At 62.4% G+C, this 17,987-nt stretch carries 12 protein-coding genes and 3 tRNA genes; 9 read left to right on the plus strand and 6 right to left on the minus strand.

Annotated elements, in window-relative coordinates; all coding sequences use genetic code 11:
* The first annotated feature begins 157 nt into the window (after positions 1-157).
* The 3 genes from AWB79_RS23135 to AWB79_RS23145 all read left to right on the plus strand — a co-directional run bounded on the left by AWB79_RS23135 (position 158) and on the right by AWB79_RS23145 (position 4,404).
* Positions 158-1,186, plus strand: coding sequence for a DUF1839 family protein (locus AWB79_RS23135; RefSeq protein ID WP_061169763.1), 1,029 nt, complete (start codon positions 158-160; stop codon positions 1,184-1,186).
* 1,016 nt (positions 1,187-2,202) lie between these two features.
* Complete coding sequence (locus tag AWB79_RS23140; protein WP_061169764.1) at positions 2,203-2,952, plus strand: Crp/Fnr family transcriptional regulator; 750 nt, start codon at positions 2,203-2,205, stop codon at positions 2,950-2,952.
* Between the two features lie 33 nt (positions 2,953-2,985).
* Entirely contained in the window at positions 2,986-4,404 is a 1,419-nt protein-coding gene (locus AWB79_RS23145) for an undecaprenyl-phosphate glucose phosphotransferase (RefSeq protein ID WP_061169765.1), read from the plus strand.
* Positions 4,405-4,474: 70 nt separating this feature from the next.
* On the opposite strand, the gene rpiA is transcribed toward AWB79_RS23145, so the two are convergent.
* From rpiA to rnr, 6 genes are all read right to left on the minus strand, one after another.
* A complete protein-coding gene (gene rpiA, locus AWB79_RS23150) occupies positions 4,475-5,164 on the minus strand; it encodes a ribose-5-phosphate isomerase RpiA (RefSeq protein ID WP_061169766.1) in 690 nt (229 codons plus the stop codon).
* A gap of 65 nt (positions 5,165-5,229) precedes the next feature.
* Positions 5,230-5,625 carry a SirB2 family protein gene (locus tag AWB79_RS23155; RefSeq protein WP_061169767.1) on the minus strand — a complete coding sequence of 132 codons (396 nt, stop codon included), beginning with the start codon at positions 5,623-5,625 and terminating at the stop codon, positions 5,230-5,232.
* A 14-nt stretch (positions 5,626-5,639) separates the two neighbouring features.
* The gene (locus tag AWB79_RS23160; RefSeq protein ID WP_061169768.1) at positions 5,640-6,482 is read right to left on the minus strand and encodes an N-acetylmuramoyl-L-alanine amidase; all 843 of its coding nucleotides are present in this window, start codon (positions 6,480-6,482) and stop codon (positions 5,640-5,642) included.
* Positions 6,483-6,495: 13 nt separating this feature from the next.
* Positions 6,496-7,449 (minus strand): HNH endonuclease, encoded by a 954-nt coding sequence (locus tag AWB79_RS23165; protein WP_061169769.1) that lies wholly within the window; start codon positions 7,447-7,449, stop codon positions 6,496-6,498.
* Between the two features lie 30 nt (positions 7,450-7,479).
* A complete protein-coding gene (gene rlmB / locus AWB79_RS23170; RefSeq protein WP_061169770.1) occupies positions 7,480-8,223 on the minus strand; it encodes a 23S rRNA (guanosine(2251)-2'-O)-methyltransferase RlmB in 744 nt (247 codons plus the stop codon).
* A 103-nt stretch (positions 8,224-8,326) separates the two neighbouring features.
* A complete protein-coding gene (gene rnr / locus AWB79_RS23175) occupies positions 8,327-10,783 on the minus strand; it encodes a ribonuclease R (RefSeq protein ID WP_061169771.1) in 2,457 nt (818 codons plus the stop codon).
* A gap of 258 nt (positions 10,784-11,041) precedes the next feature.
* On the opposite strand from rnr, the gene AWB79_RS23180 reads away from it, so the two are divergent.
* From AWB79_RS23180 to AWB79_RS23210, 6 genes are all read left to right on the plus strand, one after another.
* Positions 11,042-11,128, plus strand: a tRNA-Leu gene (locus AWB79_RS23180).
* A 149-nt stretch (positions 11,129-11,277) separates the two neighbouring features.
* Positions 11,278-11,364 (plus strand) — tRNA-Leu (locus AWB79_RS23185).
* A gap of 149 nt (positions 11,365-11,513) precedes the next feature.
* Positions 11,514-11,600 (plus strand) — tRNA-Leu (locus tag AWB79_RS23190).
* A 274-nt stretch (positions 11,601-11,874) separates the two neighbouring features.
* Positions 11,875-13,116, plus strand: a complete 1,242-nt coding sequence (locus tag AWB79_RS23195; protein WP_061169772.1) for an MFS transporter — start codon at positions 11,875-11,877, stop codon at positions 13,114-13,116.
* An 889-nt stretch (positions 13,117-14,005) separates the two neighbouring features.
* Positions 14,006-16,507 (plus strand): acyl-CoA dehydrogenase, encoded by a 2,502-nt coding sequence (locus AWB79_RS23205; protein ID WP_061169774.1) that lies wholly within the window; start codon positions 14,006-14,008, stop codon positions 16,505-16,507.
* A gap of 43 nt (positions 16,508-16,550) precedes the next feature.
* Entirely contained in the window at positions 16,551-17,978 is a 1,428-nt protein-coding gene (locus AWB79_RS23210) for a 3-oxoacyl-ACP reductase (RefSeq protein WP_061169775.1), read from the plus strand.
* Positions 17,979-17,987 lie beyond the last annotated feature (9 nt).

The following is a 17,987-nucleotide window of genomic DNA, read 5'->3' on the forward strand; positions in this document are numbered from 1 at the left end:
CCGTCGATAGCACTCGCGTAATACGGCACCTTCATGGGAAAATCAAAATGCATACCGCCATCGAACGCGACAGAGACGCACAACTACAAGCACAAGCATCCACGCTCGGACGCGCACGCGGTATCGGACGTCGGCCTTCCCGGCCCGAGGTAACGGCATGAGCGCGTTCCATACGAGCGGTGTGACGGGTTCAGGCGCGAGTCGTTCCCGCGTCGTGTCACTCGATCCTCTGCGCATGCGTGCGCGCCGTCATCATGCGCATGCGCTGCATCGCGGCGAGCGCATCTGGCGTGAAGGCGTCGCGCCCGTCGATCTGTGGATAGAACTCCTGCATGGCAACGGCCTGGAGCCGCGCGCGGTGCTCGCCTTCGCGGTCGCGCAGGACTTCGAGGACGACCAGTTCACGCTCGGCAAATGCTCTTACGAAGACATCGAAAAGCTGTACGGTCTGCAGGTGCAGGAGCTCGCCGTGTTCGACTCGCTCGAGGAACGCGCGCTCGTGCAGACACGGCGCGAGAACATCGTGCTCGTCGAGGTCGATGCGTTCTTTCTGCCCGACATGCGCGCGGATTCGTATCATCGCGAGCATGCGAAGACGACTATCGGCATCGATGTGATCGATCCTGATGCAAGGCGTTTCGGCTACTTTCATCACACGGGTTACCACCTGCTCGATGGTGACGACTACGACGGCGTGTTGCGGTCCAACGTAACGCCGCAGCAGACGCTCTTTCCGCACGTCGAATTCGTCAAGCGTGTGCGCGAACCGCTGTCCGGCACGCCGCTCGCCGAGGTTTCGGCGGACCTGCTGTGCGCGCATTTGCTGCGACGACCAATGCACAATCCGATCGCTCGCTGGCGCGCGGCCTTTCCCGCCCACGTCGAGACGATGCTCGCACGCGGCGAGCCCTACGCGCGGCTCTATGCGTTCAACATGATGCGGCAACTCGGGGCCAACTTCGAACTGCTAGCACACTACCTGCAATGGATGCGCGAACAAGGCTTCGACATTCCGGCACAGACTCACATCGGCGCGCGCAAGATCGCCAGCGAAACCATGGTGATGCAATGCCGCCTCGCACGCGCGCTCTCGCGGCAACGCGTCGAACTCTGCGAAGCATCGTTCGACATTCTGGAGGACGCGTATGAACGTGTCATTCCTCCACTGGCGAATATCGTCTGTTGAGCAATTAATACGCGCGCCTTAATGGAGCACGATGCAATTCGTAGAATGCATTATTTAAAACCATATTCGAGGCCTCGTTTCAAGGCCTTTTTCAATCGCTTACGTGCTCGATACATATCCAGAGCCATATGACCGCGTGATGTCATTGGGGCGTTTCGCCTGAATCCGGAATAGCGCGATTAATCGCTCCGCATGAAATTTTCCTCGATGAAACATTTCGCTGCCCTTTTCTGTCGCACGAAATGGCTCCGTTCCCGGCGGCAATCCGACAAACGACCGGCAAACGTTTGGCGGCGTGATGCGTATCTTCAGCGCGATGCCCGCTTGGCTGCGAGCGCCGTGTGAGATAGCCCTCGCTCCTCAAGCGCCGACAAAGGCGAGATTGCGCGTGGTGTAGCGCACGGATTTTTCAGCAGGTGGAATCGACGCGACGTTCCCGCTACAAGCAACATTCCGCGGAAGACATTCTCCATATCCCGAAGAGCCACGTAGCGCAAGGCTCTTCGGGGAATCAAGCGGAATGTGTGCGGACGCGCGTTCGCTGGCCCACCCAGCGCATGGAACACGGATGAATCAATTTTGATTATCCCTACGAAAGGGGGCTTCCCGTCGATGGGATGTCGACCTGTGAGGCCTGTCACACGTTGATCAGAAAAGGTCAGACCGACATATGGGGGGATTGAACTGAGGAAACTTGTCGAGGCGTGCACGTATTCCTAAGACCAGCAATGTTCAAGACTGAAACAAAAACGCCGCGCTGCGCTGCACCACGAAAAATGCTTTCGCCCAGAAGCCCCACCAGCATTGACGTTGGTCGTATTGGCACAGTCCTCGCTAATAGAAAACCCGCAACCCGAACGAACGCGATCAACAAAATCAACTCAGGCGCGAGCGGGCTGCTACGGGGCTGGTGTGAGGCGTTTTCGACGTGCCGGTACGCGGCGATTCAGAGAACGGTCACGCCAGTAAATAAAAATGTGAAGCGCAATGCGCGAAGTTACGAGAGAGAACAAATCATGCTGACCCTCCAGTCCGACTTGCACGGCAACCACCTGCTCGGCGCACTTCCGGCGCACGAATGGCAAGCGCTCACCCCGCATCTCGAACTCGTCCAGCTCCGCACCGAACAACTGCTGTGCGACTCGGGCCAACGCATCCACCACGTCTATTTCCCGACAACCGCGATCGTCTCCCTGCTGCACACGATGGAAGACGGCGGCTCGGTCGAGATCGCCGCGGTGGGCCGCGAAGGCATGACGGGCGTGCCCGTGCTGACCGGCGGTGAAACCATGCCCACGCGCGTGCAGGTGCAGTGCCCCGGCTTCGCTTATCGCATGAGCGCGCAGGCCCTGCGCGAGCAATTCGGCCGCTCCGATTTCCTGCGCCGCCTGATGCTGCTCTATATGCAGGCGCTCCTCACGCAAGTCGCGCAGACGGCGGCGTGCAACCGGCATCACTCGCTGAACAAGCAACTTTGCCGCTGGCTTTTGATCGAAATCGATCGTACGGCGTCGAATGAACTGCAGGTCACCCAGCAACTCATCGCCGACATGCTGGGTGTGCGCCGCGAGGGCGTGACCGAAGCGGCTGGCAAGCTCCACGACGCCGGACTTATCCACCATAGCCGCGGCTGCATCAAGGTGGTCGATCGCGAAGGGCTCGAAGCCCGCGCCTGCGAGTGCTACGGCCTCGTGAAGCGAGAATTCGACCGACTATTGCCGCGTCTCCGTGCAACCGAGGCTGCTGCTTCCGCCTCCAGTGTTTAATGGTCTCAATTGATGCAAGATAAAAAAAACGACATGATTGCGTGGCTGGCACGCACTCTGGACGTCTGTCTGATCATTGCGGGCGGCCTTATCGCGCATAGTGTGCGCTTCTCAACGCTCGATTTCAGCGATATCGAAAAATTGCTGATTGCTTTCAACTCGGTTCTGGCGCTGCTTTTCTTCCCGGCGTTCGGCGTGTACGAAGCCTGGCGCGGCAAGCCGCTTCCGGTGATGCTGGCGCGCGTCACGCTCGCGTGGATGGCCGTGGTGGCCGCAGGTCTCCTGCTCGCTTTCACGCTGCATCGCATGGATGCCGTGTCGCGTCTGTGGTTCGCATATTCAACCTTGATTTCCGGCGCGCTCATCATCACGGTGAAACTGGCCGTCTATACGGGGCTGCGGGGCGTGCGCGGACGCGGCTTCAATCAGCGCACCGTGGCGATCGTCGGCGCGCAGGGCTTCGCGCGCACGCTGCTCGCGCATCTGAGCAGCACGCCCGAGCAAGGCTTCACGCCGGTCTGCCTGCTCGACACGACCGGCGATGAGGAACTGCACGCGAGCGGCCTCGACGGCGTGCCGGCGACAACCGCGATCGGCACCAACGGCAACCGGCTTCCGGTGCTGAACGACTTCGATGAACTCGTCGAGAAAGTGCGTGCCGAGGAGATCAACGAAGTGTGGCTCGCGCTGCCGTTGTCGCAGGAACACACGATCTACCGCTTCGTGCATGCGCTGCGCCACGACTTCGTGAACCTGCGGCTGATTCCGGACACGCGCAGCATTTCGCTCTTCAATCATTCGATGACGGATGTCGCGGGGCTCGCCACCATCAATCTGACGACTTCGCCGGTCAGCGCGCTGCAGATGTGGCCGAAGATGCTGTTCGACCGGCTGTTCGCGGCGACCGCCGTGCTCGCGCTCTCACCGCTGCTGATCGCGATCGCGATCGCCGTGAAGACGACATCGAAGGGTCCGGTGTTCTTCACGCAGAAACGCAAGGGCGCGGACGGACGGCCGTTCCCCATCTATAAATTCCGCTCGATGGCAGTGCACAAGGAGACCACGGGGCATGTGACGCAGGCGACGCGCAACGATCCGCGCGTGACGAAGGTGGGCGCCTTCCTGCGGCGCACGAGCCTCGACGAGTTGCCGCAGTTTCTGAACGTGTTGTTCGGGCACATGTCGGTGGTGGGCCCGCGCCCGCATGCGCTGGAGCACGACGATCTCTACAAGGATCTCGTCTACGGCTACATGTTCCGCTACCGCATCAAGCCGGGCATCACGGGATGGGCGCAGGTGAACGGCTACCGCGGCGCGACCGAGAAGATCGAGAAGATGCAGAGCCGTGTGAAGTTCGACCTGTTCTACATCCACAACTGGTCGTTCTGGTTCGACATCAAGATCGTCGCCATGACGATGTTCAAGGGATTCATCGGACGCAACGCGTTCTGATCGGTCCTCCGACGAAAACAAAAGCCCGGCGATGCGAATCGCCGGGCTTTTGTTTTGGCTCGCGCCTGTCTTACTTGTAGTCGATGCGTTCGACGCCCGATTCGGTGCCGAGCAGGCAGAGGTTCGCACCGCGCGCCCCGAACAGCCCGACCGTGACGACGCCGGGCCACGCGTTGATCTGCGCCTCTAGCGCGCGGGGGTCCGTGATCGACAGGCCCTTTATGTCGATGATCTCGTTGCCGTTGTCGGTGATGTAAGGCGCGCCGTCCTTCGTCACGCGCAGAACCGGCACGCCGCCGAGCGCGGCGAGCTTGCGGCCGATCGCAGTGCGCGCCATCGGCACGACTTCGACGGGCAGCGGGAACGTGCCCATCACGGGCACGCGCTTGCTCGCGTCGGCGATGCAGACGAACACGTCCGCCACCGACGCGACGATTTTCTCGCGCGTGAGCGCGCCGCCGCCGCCCTTGATCATCGCACCGCTCGCGTCGATTTCGTCGGCGCCGTCGACGTAAATGGAAAGCGTCTCGATGTCGTTCAGATCGAACATCTTGAAACCGTGCGATTCCAGACGCGCCGTGGTCGCGACCGAGCTCGACACCGCGCCGCGATAGCGCGCCTTGGATTTCGCGATGGCGTCGATGAAGCAATTGGCGGTCGAGCCGGTGCCGACACCGATGATCGCGCCTTCGGGCACGTTCGCGTTCACGTAGTCGGCGGCGGCCTGGCCGACCAGTTGCTTGAGTTCGTCTTGAGTCATGGGAGCGGTGCTGCTTGTCGGAGAAAACTGAGATTTTATCGGAGCGCGCGGCGCGTTCACGGGAATCATGCAATCGCGTGCAGAAAGCCCAGCGGATCGTGCGTGCGCGCCACCGACGCGATGAACGCGAACACGATGATCGCCAGCACGCCATAGACGGCGCGCGCGCCCTTCGTGCGGCCGCGCTTCAGCGCGAGCGTGCCGAGCACGATATAGACGACGAGGCCCGCGATTTTCGCGCTGAGCCACGCGGCGTTCGCGGAAAAGCCGACGATCGCGACCAGAGCGATCGCGCTCAGCAGCAACAGCGTATCGATGATGTGCGGCAGGATTTTCGCCGGACGCGCCTGCAGCAGACGCGAGTCCATCAGCATCCAGATCCAGCGCAGCACGAAACCGGCGATGGACAACCCCGCGCAGGTCATGTGAAGTGCGCGCAGCGGGAGGAAGTAATCGCCCATCGTGGGCTCCTTTCTTATCGAGGGAAGTATTTGTCGAGCAGGGCTTGAGCGATGGCGTCGCTTTCGGCGTCGGCGTCGCCCGCGTAATCCGACGGCCGGAAGTGCATCTGGAATGCGCTGAAGACGCGGCGGGTTTTGTTGTCGAGCACGCCGTCGGTGGCGACGTCGTAGCCGTAGCGCTTCAGCTTTTCCTGCAGCGCGCGCACGTCTGCCGGCGCCTTGCGGTCCCGGCCGGCCAGGCGCGCGGCGACGGTGACGTCGTCGGGCCATGCGCCCACGCCGGCATCGTACAGGGCGCGCCACGGAAAGAGCGGACCCGGATCGATCTTGCGCTGCGGCGCGATGTCGCTATGACCGACGACGCGTGTCGGCGGAATGTTGTGGCGCGCGACGATATCGCGCGAGAGCTTGATGAGCGCGTCGACTTGCGCGGGAGGATACGGCTGCCATTTGCCGTCGCTGAGCGGGCCGATCGGGCCGAGGTTCACGTTCTCGATGCCGATCGACGAGGCGTTCAGCTCCGTCGCGCCTTGCCATGAGCTGACGCCGGCGTGCCACGCGCGCATGTTCTCCGGCACGAGCTGATAGACAACGGGCTCGCCCCGCTCGATGCGCGGCGCGTCGGGGACGACGTAATGGACGCTGACGTCATCGCCCGTCAGAACCGCGAGGGATCGGGCTTCGTCGATTTCCGTGTAATGCATCACGAGGAAACGGACGCGGGAGTCGGCGTTTCTGGCTTTGTATTGCGTGTCGGCGATGTAGCTGCCGCGATCGATCTGCGTGGTGGTGCAGGCGGCGAGCATGAGCGCTGCCGAAGAAGCAACGAGCCCGACCAATTTCAAGAGCCTGGTCATGTTGACAATCCGACTATTGCGCGTCCTTCGTCCACGCTTCCTGTACCCGCCTGAAACGCGTACCCAGCGCTGCATCACTAGGATGGTTTTTCAAATTGTTAGGAAGTCGAAGCACGCGTCCGTCGATCTGATGATAGTCACTGTCCTTGAGCGCAGGTGAAATGCGCACCCGGTAAGAAAAGGGCTCGATCGCCATCAGGTCACGGTCGTACAAGGTATGCAGGTCGGCGCGAAGCAAGACTCCGTTTTGAACGTGATTGGTCTCTTTTCCCAGATAGCTACAAATATGGGCAGCCTCGAGCACCTCTCTGACGTTGCATTCAGTGATAGCGCATCGGCCGTCGTCGGCTTTCAATAAGTCCTGGCGAAAGATCGACTGGCCCTGACGCAGCACGATCGATGCGTCTATCCATCTTCGGGCATCTTCAACGTTGAACGGATTGAAAGCGCCCGAAGAGTCAATCGCAAACTCAACCAACTCGAGGGAAGGGTCAGGAATCTCAGTCGCATTGTCCTCGATGCCTTTAATTTGAAAATAGCCGTCTTTCCAACCCGTCACAAACGCAAGACCAAGAACCAGATAACGCGGGTCTGGTTTCGTCTTGACTTGGCGCATAACCCCGACAGGAATACGATCCCGCCAGCAAGCCAGCAAAGCGCGATTTGTAAATTGGCTGTCGCGCCTTGTTGGATCGAGTTGCTCTTGAAAATACTGATAGGTCCACGACCCGTCTGCCTTCATTTCCGGCTCGAGATCGTCATACGCGCTCTGAAGCGACTGACGTACGCTTACGGCGTATTCGATATCTTTCGGTTTATGAATTCCCTTTGCTTTGTTGACAATGAACGTGCCATCCGCCAGGGGTTCGGGCCAAGGAACAACCTGGCCCTTGCGGTTATGAAACCATTGCAACGCGGCTCGGTGAGCAGGAGTCAGATTTTCGAAGATTGCTTCTAGCAAAGCCATGAGTGGAATACCACGACGTTTGAGCTGCGCTTACTTCTTCACCTGCCGCTGCCTCACCGCTTCGAACAAACAAACCCCGCTCGCCACCGACACATTCAAGCTCTCGACCGATCCCGCCATCGGAATATTCATGATCTCGTCGCAGGTCTCGCGCGTGAGCCGGCGCATCCCTTCGCCCTCGGCGCCGACCACGATCGCCACCGGACCATCCAGCTTGGTCTCGTAAAGCGAAGCCGTCGCCTCGCCCGCCGTGCCGATCACCCACACGCCCGCGTCCTTCAGCTCCCGCAGCGAGCGCGCCAGATTCGTCACCGTGATATACGGCACGCTCTCCGCCGCCCCGCTCGCCACCTTCGCAGCGGTCGCATTCAGGCCCGCCGAGCGATCGCGTGGCGCGATCACCGCGTGCGCGCCCGCTGCGTCCGCGACGCGCAAACACGCGCCCAGATTATGCGGATCGGTGACGCCGTCCAGCACCAGCAACAACGGCGTGCCCGAAATGCCATCGAGCAACTCGGCCAGGTTCTGCGCAAGCGGCAGATCGTTCGCGCGCGCCACCACGCCCTGATGCTGAATATTGCCCGCGAGCCCCCACAGGCGCGATTCATCGGCCGCGATCAGCCGCACGCCCGCTTCCTTCGCGGTCCGCAGGAAGTCCTGCATGCGCCGATCCTTGCGCGTGGGGTCGTACAGCACCTCCTCGATCGACGATGCATCCGCCCGCAAACGCGCGGTGACTGCGTGAAATCCGTATAGAACCTTGAGACGTGACATGACTGATCCGAACCTTCGGTGAAAACTTGAAAAGCACGACGCGGTCCGAGCCATGAGGCATCGGACCGCGCGTATTCGATGACGACGCGTGCTGCGCGCCGCCCTAACGTTTCTTGCGCGCCGGCGACTTCGACGCCGCCCCGCGCTTCTTCGCAGCGCCGCCTCCGCGCGGACCGGACGCGAGCGCCGCGCCCTTCTTCGTGCCGCCGCGGGCGCGCGTGCTCGGCGCGTCGTCGTCGTTGAACGAACGGATGCGCGGACCCGCCGCGACGCCGCCCGCACCCGCCGCCGCTTCACCCGCCCCCGACGACGCACGCGGCGCCGGCGGCTTCACGGGCGTATCGCGCACGAGACGGAAATCGATCTTGCGGGCATCGAGATCGACGCGTCCAACCTGCACGCGCACGCGATCCGACATGCGGTAACGAATGCCCGTGCGCTCGCCGCGCAACTCGTTCTTGATCTCGTCGTACTGGAAGTAATCCGAGCCGAGCTCGGTCACATGCACGAGCCCTTCGATGAACAGCGAATCCAGCTGCACGAAAATGCCGAACGAGGTCACGCCGTTCACCATGCCGCCGTATTCCTCGCCGAGCTTGTCGCGCATGAAATAGCACTTGAGCCAGGCTTCGACGTCGCGCGAGGCTTCATCCGCGCGACGCTCGTTGGACGAGCAATGCAGCCCGAGCTCTTCCCAGATCGCGACGCTGTTGCGCGCCCGGCCACGCGCGGTGTCGTCGGCCTTCTGCATTTCGCGCGCCGCTTTGGTCAGGCCCGTGCTCAGCGAAACGTCATGGCCGATGTCCGGCAGATACTTCTTGCCCTGCAGGATCGCGTAGATCGCGCGATGCGTGAGCAGATCGGGATAACGGCGGATCGGGCTGGTGAAGTGCGCATACGCTTCGTAAGCCAGGCCGAAGTGACCGATGTTGTCCGGGCTGTACACGGCCTGCTGCATCGAGCGCAGCACCATCGACTGGAGCATTTGCGCGTCGGGCCGGTCGCGAATCTGCGCGATCAGCGCGGCGTAATCGCTCGCGTGCGGTTTGTCACCACCCGTCAGCGTGAGGCCGACGCCGCGCAGGAACGCGCGCAGGTTCTCGAGCTTTTCCTCGGTCGGCCCCGCGTGCACGCGATACAGACCCGGATGCTTGTTGCGCTTCAGGAAGTCCGCGGCGCAGACGTTGGCGGCCAGCATGCACTCCTCGATCAGCCGATGCGCGTCGTTGCGATGACGCGGCACGATCTGCTCGATCTTGCCCTGCGAGTTCACGACGATATACGTCTCGGTCGTGTCGAAATCGATCGCGCCGCGTTTCTGACGCGCGGCGTGCAGCGACTTGTAGACGCCGTAGAGATCCTGCAATTGCGGCAGCAGATCCGCGCGCTTCGTCGCTTCCGGTCCTTTCGTGTTCGTCAGCACGGCCGCGACTTCGGTATAGGTGAGACGCGCCGCCGAATGCATCACGCCCGGATAGAACTGATATGCCTTGATCTCGCCGCGCGCGGTGATGACCATGTCGCACACGAGCACGCAGCGGTCCACATGCGGATTCAGCGAGCACAGGCCGTTCGACAGCTTCTCCGGCAGCATCGGAATCACGCGGCGCGGGAAGTAGACCGAGGTGCTGCGATCGAGCGCATCGACATCGAGCGGCTCGTTCGGGCGCACGTAGTGCGACACGTCCGCGATCGCGACCAGCAGACGAAACCCCTGACCGCGTCCGACGGCGACCGGCTCGCAATACACGGCGTCGTCGAAGTCGCGCGCGTCCTCGCCGTCGATGGTGACGAGCGGCACGTCGCGCAAGTCCACCCGATGACGGATATCGACCGGACGCACTTCGTCGGGCAGCTTCGCGGCCGAGGCGAGCGCGGCGTCGCTGAACTCATGCGGCACGCCGTATTTGCGCACGGCGATTTCGATCTCCATGCCAGGGTCGTCGATATCGCCGATCACTTCGGCCACGCGCCCGAGCGGCTGCGAATGCCGGCTCGGGAAATCCGTCAGATCGACCGACACCACCTGGCCGACCTTCGCCTTCTTCGGATTCTGCGTGATGAGAATGTCGTGCCCGATGCGTTTGTCTTCCGGCACGAGAATGAGCGCGCCGTTCTCGTTGACGAGCCGGCCGATGATGCGCTTGTTGGCGCGCTCCGTGACTTCGACGATATGCCCTTCCGGCCGCCCGCGACGGTCATAGCCGACGATGCGCGCAAGCACGCGGTCGTTGTGCATGACCTTCTGCATTTCGCCGTTGGGCAGAAAGAGATCGTCCTGGCCGTCGTCGCGGATCAGGAAGCCGAAGCCGTCGCGATGTCCCTGCACGCGCCCGGCCACGAAATTCGACGGATGCGTGAGTTGATAATGGCCGCGTTTGTCGAGGCGGATTTGCCCGTCGCGTTCCATTGCCGCCAGTCGCTTGAAAAATCCTTCGCGCTCCTGGCGCTTGATCGACAGCGCCTCGGCGATGTCGTTCGCGGCATGCGGTGTCTCGCTCGTGCGCAGCACGCCGAGAATTTCTTCGCGGCTCGGAATCGGATACGGATATTTGCTCAAGGGCGTAGTCGTGTTTTTTCTCGTTGGACGGGACTTTTGCGATGCTTTGCTACCCGGAATGCGGTCTTCGTTGCGGGTCATTCTAACACCCGTCGTTTAAGCACCACGGGCTGCGGAGGCCGGCGCGGCGTGCAGCACGGCCCCGCTGCACGCCGGTTACGCGCTTTATATCGAAACACTTGACAGGCGTATTTCACTCGCTATAATGGCGTTCTTTGCTGCTGACGCAACAAGCCAACAACAGCAAAACGCACCCTTGCCCAGGTGGCGGAATTGGTAGACGCACTAGGTTCAGGTCCTAGCGGTGGCAACACCGTGGAGGTTCGAGTCCTCTCTTGGGCACCAAGATGTAAGAAAAAGCCACCTCGATGTCAAAGTCAGGTGGCTTTTTCTATTTATGCGGAGACCGTGTTTTTGATCGAGGCGAGTTGTATGACTTTTCGATTGACACGGCGCCCGTACCCGCTAAAATAGCGGGCTCGCTGTACCCCTTGGCCCAGGTGGCGGAATTGGTAGACGCACTAGGTTCAGGTCCTAGCGGTGGCAACACCGTGGAGGTTCGAGTCCTCTCTTGGGCACCAAGATGTAAGAAAAAGCCACCTCGATGTCAAAGTCAGGTGGCTTTTTCTATTTATGCGGAGACCGTGTTTTTGATCGAGGCGAGTTGTATGACTTTTCGATTGACACGGCGCCCGTACCCGCTAAAATAGCGGGCTCGCTGTACCCCTTGGCCCAGGTGGCGGAATTGGTAGACGCACTAGGTTCAGGTCCTAGCGGTGGCAACACCGTGGAGGTTCGAGTCCTCTCCTGGGCACCAAGGTCCTATTTCGCGAGACGCTTTTTTCAAGCGCATCGCATATGAAAAACCCCACGCATGATCGTGGGGTTTTTTGTTTTTCGCCTTCGCTTTTCGTGCTCCCTGCTTTCATTTTCTATTCGATATCCGATGTATCGAATCGAGAATGAAGCCACGCGGTAATTCTCCGATCCATCGAGCGCAAACGCCCGCGCGGAAAGGCTGCCGCAAGGTTCATTTATTGCTCATCCGCATTGCACTATCCGTCATTCGTTACCCGAACGGAGCATGAGCAATGAGCTGGACGCGCGAACAAAGAAACGTGACGATCGCCGCCTATCTGGGCTGGACACTCGACGCATTCGATTTCTTCCTGATGGTTTTCGTATTGAAGGATATTGCCGCCGAATTCAATGTGAAAATCCCGGAAGTCGCGTTCGCGATCACGATCACACTGGCGATGCGCCCCATCGGCGCACTCATTTTCGGGCGACTCGCCGACAAGTTCGGCCGCCGTCCCACGCTGATGATCAACATCGCGTGTTATTCGCTGCTCGAATTGCTGTCTGGCCTGTCGCCGAATCTCGCCACGCTGCTGATCCTCCGCGCCCTCTTCGGCATCGCGATGGGCGGCGAATGGGGCGTCGGCTCCGCACTGACGATGGAAACCGTACCGCCCCACGCGCGCGGCTTCGTCTCCGGGCTTCTGCAGGCGGGTTACCCGAGCGGCTATTTGCTCGCTTCGATCGTCTTCGGCGTGCTGTTTCCGATCGTCGGCTGGCGCGGAATGTTCTTCGTCGGCGTAGCGCCCGCGCTGCTCGTGATGTACGTGCGCGCCCACGTGCCCGAATCGCCCGCCTGGCGCGCGATGGAGAAGCGCAAGCGCCCGGGTCTGCTCGCGACTCTCAAGCAGAACTGGACGCTTTCGCTCTACGCGATCGTGCTGATGACCGCGTTCAACTTTTTCTCGCACGGCACGCAGGACCTCTATCCGACCTTCCTGCGCGAGCAGCATCACTTCGATCCGCATACCGTGTCGTGGATCACGATCGTGCTGAATATCGGCGCAATCGTCGGCGGGCTGTTCTTCGGGGCGCTGTCGGAGAAGATCGGCCGGCGGCTGGCGATCTTCATCGCTGCGCTGATTGCACTGCCCGTCCTGTATCTGTGGGCGTTTTCGAGCGGGCCCGTCTTGCTGGCGATCGGCGCATTTCTGATGCAGATCTCGGTGCAGGGCGCGTGGGGTGTGATTCCGGTACATCTGAACGAAATCTCGCCCGACGAGATTCGCGCCACTTTCCCAGGGCTCGTGTACCAGCTCGGCAATCTGCTCGCCGCGGTCAATGCGACGATGCAGGCGTCGCTGGCCACTTCACACGGCGACAATTACGGCATGGCGATGGCGATCGTCGCGGGGGTCGTCGCCGTCGTCATCGCGGCATTGATTTTCTTCAGCCGGGAGCGGCGGGGCATCGATCTGACGCGCGCGGCGCAGGAAACGGATGCGGGAGGCGGAGTCGCGGTCGCACATGGTTGACCCCGTGCGAGACGGGGCCACTCCATTTAAGAATTGCGTCGGTCAATCGAAAGGAAAACTGCCTGTATAACTATCCTTCGCCGGCCTCGAACGCGATGTTCCGGAGCAGTTCCCGGAGCGCGACACGATCCGGAGCATTGCCCACCCGCCATCGCTTGCGCCTCAACCATCGCACCACGCTCTCGGACACACCGAGTTGCCAGCTGATCGCGGGAATCGACACGCCTTGCTCCAGACAGCACAAGGCGACAAATTTCGCGACAGGAGTGATGCGTCCGTTGCCGTCACGGTACAGCGAAAACCTCGCACCGGAACTGCGCAAGCGAATGCTCTCGATAAGGCTCGTGTCTAGCGGCACATATACGTACTGACACTTGCCCTTCGCGCTCAATGACTTGAAAAGCAAATATCCCTGAATACATGCCCAATCAGGAAACGTGGCCTCCAAGGAAATGCCGCCTATATTTAGCCTAACTAATTGATCTAGATTCTCCAAAGCCGACTATGCTCCCCAGACCACGTGCACGCTGGCAGGTGGTCACAACAAGAGGCTCGCCCTTTGTGACTTGCTGTGGTGAGATCCGGCAAAGAACGATCCACAGCGCCCTTTTGATCCCCGCGCCGCGCGGGGATCGATAAACCCTTTGGCGTCACTCCGGCGTCGCATTCGACGCCGCGAATCTAGATCAGGTTATTTTTAGCTTGCATGATTTAATCTTGAACTGGATATTCCGAGTTCAACGTCCCCAATTCCCGAATCGTTTCACGACGGGATTTGTATCGCAACCGTAAAAAGCCCAATTAGAGGGAGAAATCCAGAACATCGGCACGTCATGTGCTCGTAGACTGGCATTTTCGAGTTCGTGGCCGCTCTCGTCGGAGATCCGTGATGCCCGCTCTCTACGTAGTCGCTTTTCTCGCGCTCGCCGGCGCGCTGTCGTTCCTTCAGGCTCCCGCGCTCGCCTGGCTCGCCGGCCTCATCATCTGGGTAGCGCTGGGACCGGTCGTCGGCGTGACCGGCTCCATCGGCGTTGCGTTGCTCGCGATCCTCTTCCTCGTTCCCGCGCTCGTGCTCGCCACGAAACCGCTGCGCCGCGCACTCATCAGCCGTCGCGTGTTCGCGCTGTTTCGCGAGATCCTGCCGGAGATGTCGTCGACGGAACGTGATGCCATCGAAGCCGGCACCGTCTGGTGGGACGCCGAACTGTTTTCCGGCCGCCCACGCTGGGATACGCTGCTCGCGCACGGCGCACCAAAGCTGACGGCCGAAGAGCAGAGCTTTCTGGATAACGAATGCGCGCGCCTGTGCGATCTCTCCAACGACTGGGACACCACCGCGATCTGGCAAGACCTGTCGCCTCAGGCGTGGGCCTACATCAAGGAACAGGGGTTTTTGGGGATGATCATCCCGAAGCAGTACGGCGGGAAAGCCTTCTCCGCGTATGCACATTCCCAGGTCGTCATGAAGCTGGCGACGCATTCGTCGGCGGCGGCCGTGTCGGTGATGGTGCCCAATTCGCTCGGTCCGGCCGAACTGCTGCTTCACTACGGCACCGAGGAACAGAAGAATCACTATCTGCCACGCCTCGCGCGCGGCGACGAAGTTCCCTGCTTCGCGCTGACGAGCCCCTACGCAGGATCGGACGCCGCCGCGATTCCCGATGTCGGCATCGTCTGTCGCGATATGCACGAGGGTCGCGAGACGCTCGGCTTTCGCGTCACCTGGAACAAGCGTTACATCACGCTCGGACCGATCGCCACCGTGCTCGGCCTCGCCTTCCGCGCACTCGATCCCGACCATTTGCTGGGCGATGACGAAGCGCCCGGCATCACCTGCGCGCTGATTCCGACGAGCCATCCCGGCGTGCAGATCGGCCGCCGTCACTGGCCGCTCAACGCGGTGTTCCAGAACGGGCCGAACTCGGGCCGCGACGTCTTCATCCCGATGGACTGGGTCATCGGCGGCCGCGCGCAGGTCGGCCGCGGCTGGCGCATGCTGATGGAGTGCCTTGCCGCCGGACGCGCGATCTCGCTGCCTTCGTCGAATGTCGGCATGGCAAAACTCGCGGTGCGCGGAACGGGCGCGTACGCCGCCGCGCGCCGACAGTTCCGCACCTCGATCGGACGCTTCGAGGGTATTCAGGAAGCGCTCGGGCGCATGGGCGGCAATCTGTACGTGATGGACGCGGCGCGCCGCCTCTCGGCGCAGGCGGTCGATCTCGGCGAAAAGCCTTCGGTTATATCGGCGATCGCGAAGTACCACATCACGGAACGGGCGCGGGTCCTGATCAACGACGGCATGGACGTCGTCGCGGGCAAAGGCATCTGCATGGGGCCGTCGAATTTTCTGGCGCGTGCGTATCAGCAGATGCCGATTTCGATCACTGTCGAAGGCGCGAATATCCTCACGCGCTGCCTGATCATCTTCGGACAGGGCGCGATCCGCTGCCACCCGTACGTGCTCAAGGAAATGACCGCTGCGCGCGAACACGATTTGCGCGCCTTCGACGCCGCCTTCTTCGGCCACGCGAACTTCCTCGCTTCGAATGCGATGCGCAGCTTGGTCTACGCATGCGGCGGCGGCGCGCTGATCGCCCGGCCCGCGCGCGCCGATGCCCGGCTCGCGCCGTACTATCGCGCGGCCACGCGCCTGTCGAGCGCGTTCGCACTGTTCGCCGATGTCTCCATGCTCGCTCTCGGCGGCGAGCTGAAACGGCGCGAGCGGCTCTCGGCGCGTCTCGGCGACATCCTTTCGCAGCTATATCTGCTCTCGGCGACGCTCAAGCGTTTCGAGGACGACGGCCGCCCGGAAAGCGACCTTCCGCTCGTGCGCTGGGGCGCGGAAGATGCGCTGTATCGGGCGCGCGCGGCCTTCGAAGGCCTGCTCGCGAACTATCCGAACCGCGCGGCGGCGGCGTTCCTGCGCGTGATCGCATTTCCGCTCGGTTTGCCGCACGCACCCAGCGCCGATGCGCTCGGCAACGAAGTCGCGCTGCTCATGCAGACGCCCGGCGATGCGCGCGAGCGGCTCGTCGCGGGCTCGCACGTTGCGGCGCTCGACATCCATCCCGGCGATCCGATCGCGCGCGGCGAAAAACTGCTCGCGCTCACGCCTGCTGTCGCGGCTCTGGAGGCGCGTCTGCGCGAAGCCGTCAAAGCCGGCGATACGCCCGCGTTGCCGCAGAGTCCCGACGAAATCGGTGCGTGGGCGCAGGCGGCCTCCGCGCGCGGTTTCATCGATGACAGCGAGCTTGCGCTGCTAGTCGAATGGGCGGGACACGCGCGCGAAGCCGTGAAAGTCGATGATTTTTCCCCAGACTTCGGTATCCTCGAAGCATTGCAAAAGCGCAGCGCGGCGCTGGAGCGGCAGTTGCCCGAGACTATCGCCTGAGCCGACGCCGCGTCATGCGCCCCCGACGACCGATCGCCAATCGATGAAAGACCGCTATCTCGACTTCGTCAATTCGCCTTTCGGCACGAGCATCGCCCGCTCGCTCGGCTTGCCGCGTCCCGAGGTATTACGCCGCCATCGCGCGGATCAGGCCGAATTCGGCGGCATGGCCGCCATCGGCGCGGGACCTTCGCCCACGCTCTTCGACGCGCTCCTCGGCGTGCTCGCAACAATCGGCATGACGGGCGTCGCGCATGAAAGCGCGTACGGCTGGCTGCCCGCCGCCGCCCGCCACGGCGTGATGAGCGGACGCTTCGAGCCGCGTTCGGGCGACGCGCACGCGGTCGATCGCGTGCAGGCGCTGATCTTCGATGCAACCGGCATCGAGCACAGCAGCCAGTTGCATTCGCTCTACGCCTTCTTTCACGATGCGCTGCGCTCGCTCGCGAAGAACGGGCGCATCGTCGTGATCGGACGTCCGCCGGCCACGTGCGCAAGCGTGGCGGCCGCGACCGCGCAGCACGCGCTCGAAGGCATGACGCGTTCGCTCGGCAAGGAAGCGCGCAACGGCATCACGTCGAATCTGCTGCGCGTGGCCGAAGGCGCGGATATCGACGCCGCGCTGCGCTTCTTCCTGTCGCCGCGATCGGCGTACGTATCGGGACAGGTCGTGACCATCGACGCTCCCTCCACCTCGCCCGAAAGCTGGACTAAGCCGCTCGCGGGGCGGCGCGCGCTCGTGACCGGCGCGGCGCGCGGCATCGGCGCCGCGATTTCGGCGGTGCTGGCCGAGCACGGCGCGATCGTCACCGGGCTCGACGTCGAAGCCGTCCGCGGCGCGCTCGACCAGACCATGCTCGCGATCGAAGATGCGGCGCCTTCGGCGGGCGCGCATGCGGCGCTCGTCGCGGACATCGCCGCGCCGGAAGCGCCCTCGCAAATCGCGGCCGCGCTCGCGGCGTCGGGCGGCATCGATATCGTCGTGCACAACGCGGGCATCACGCGCGACAAGACCATCGCGCGCATGAGCGGCGAAATGTGGGACAGCGTGATCGACGTCAATCTGCTGGCCCAGGAGCGCATCGACGAAGCGTTGCTCGAGGCCCACGTGTTGCGCGATGGCGGGCGCATCGTCGCGGTGTCGTCGATTGCGGGCATCGCGGGCAATCGCGGGCAGACCAATTACGCGACCTCCAAAGCCGGTGTGATCGGCCGCGTGCGCGCGATGGCGCCGGTGCTGCGCGCACGCGGCGTGACGATCAATGCGGTCGCGCCCGGCTTCATCGAAACGCATATGACCGCGCGCATGCCCTTCGGCTTGCGCGAGGCCGGCAGACGGCTCAATTCGATGGGCCAGGGCGGCCTGCCCGTCGATGTCGCCGAAACGGTCGCGTGGCTCGCGAGCCCGGGCAGCGCGGGCATCACGGGCAATGTCGTGCGCGTGTGCGGCCAGAGCCTGATCGGCGCGTGAGGAGACGAG

The organism is Caballeronia hypogeia (genome assembly GCF_001544875.2).
Taxonomy (GTDB): Bacteria; Pseudomonadota; Gammaproteobacteria; order Burkholderiales; family Burkholderiaceae; genus Caballeronia; species Caballeronia hypogeia.

Bases quoted from the DNA above. Each gene is read 5' to 3' on its own strand.
- AWB79_RS23210 (WP_061169775.1), top strand. From the start codon at position 16,551: ATGAAAGACCGCTATCTCGACTTCGTCAATTCGCCTTTCGGCACGAGC.
- AWB79_RS23145 (WP_061169765.1), top strand. From the start codon at position 2,986: ATGATTGCGTGGCTGGCACGCACTCTGGACGTCTGTCTGATCATTGCG.
- AWB79_RS23195 (WP_061169772.1), top strand. From the start codon at position 11,875: ATGAGCTGGACGCGCGAACAAAGAAACGTGACGATCGCCGCCTATCTG.
- AWB79_RS23160 (WP_061169768.1), bottom strand. From the start codon at position 6,482: ATGACCAGGCTCTTGAAATTGGTCGGGCTCGTTGCTTCTTCGGCAGCG.
- AWB79_RS23155 (WP_061169767.1), bottom strand. From the start codon at position 5,625: ATGGGCGATTACTTCCTCCCGCTGCGCGCACTTCACATGACCTGCGCG.
- rpiA (WP_061169766.1), bottom strand. From the start codon at position 5,164: ATGACTCAAGACGAACTCAAGCAACTGGTCGGCCAGGCCGCCGCCGAC.
- rlmB (WP_061169770.1), bottom strand. From the start codon at position 8,223: ATGTCACGTCTCAAGGTTCTATACGGATTTCACGCAGTCACCGCGCGT.
- AWB79_RS23205 (WP_061169774.1), top strand. From the start codon at position 14,006: ATGCCCGCTCTCTACGTAGTCGCTTTTCTCGCGCTCGCCGGCGCGCTG.
- AWB79_RS23140 (WP_061169764.1), top strand. From the start codon at position 2,203: ATGCTGACCCTCCAGTCCGACTTGCACGGCAACCACCTGCTCGGCGCA.
- AWB79_RS23135 (WP_061169763.1), top strand. From the start codon at position 158: ATGAGCGCGTTCCATACGAGCGGTGTGACGGGTTCAGGCGCGAGTCGT.
- AWB79_RS23165 (WP_061169769.1), bottom strand. From the start codon at position 7,449: ATGGCTTTGCTAGAAGCAATCTTCGAAAATCTGACTCCTGCTCACCGA.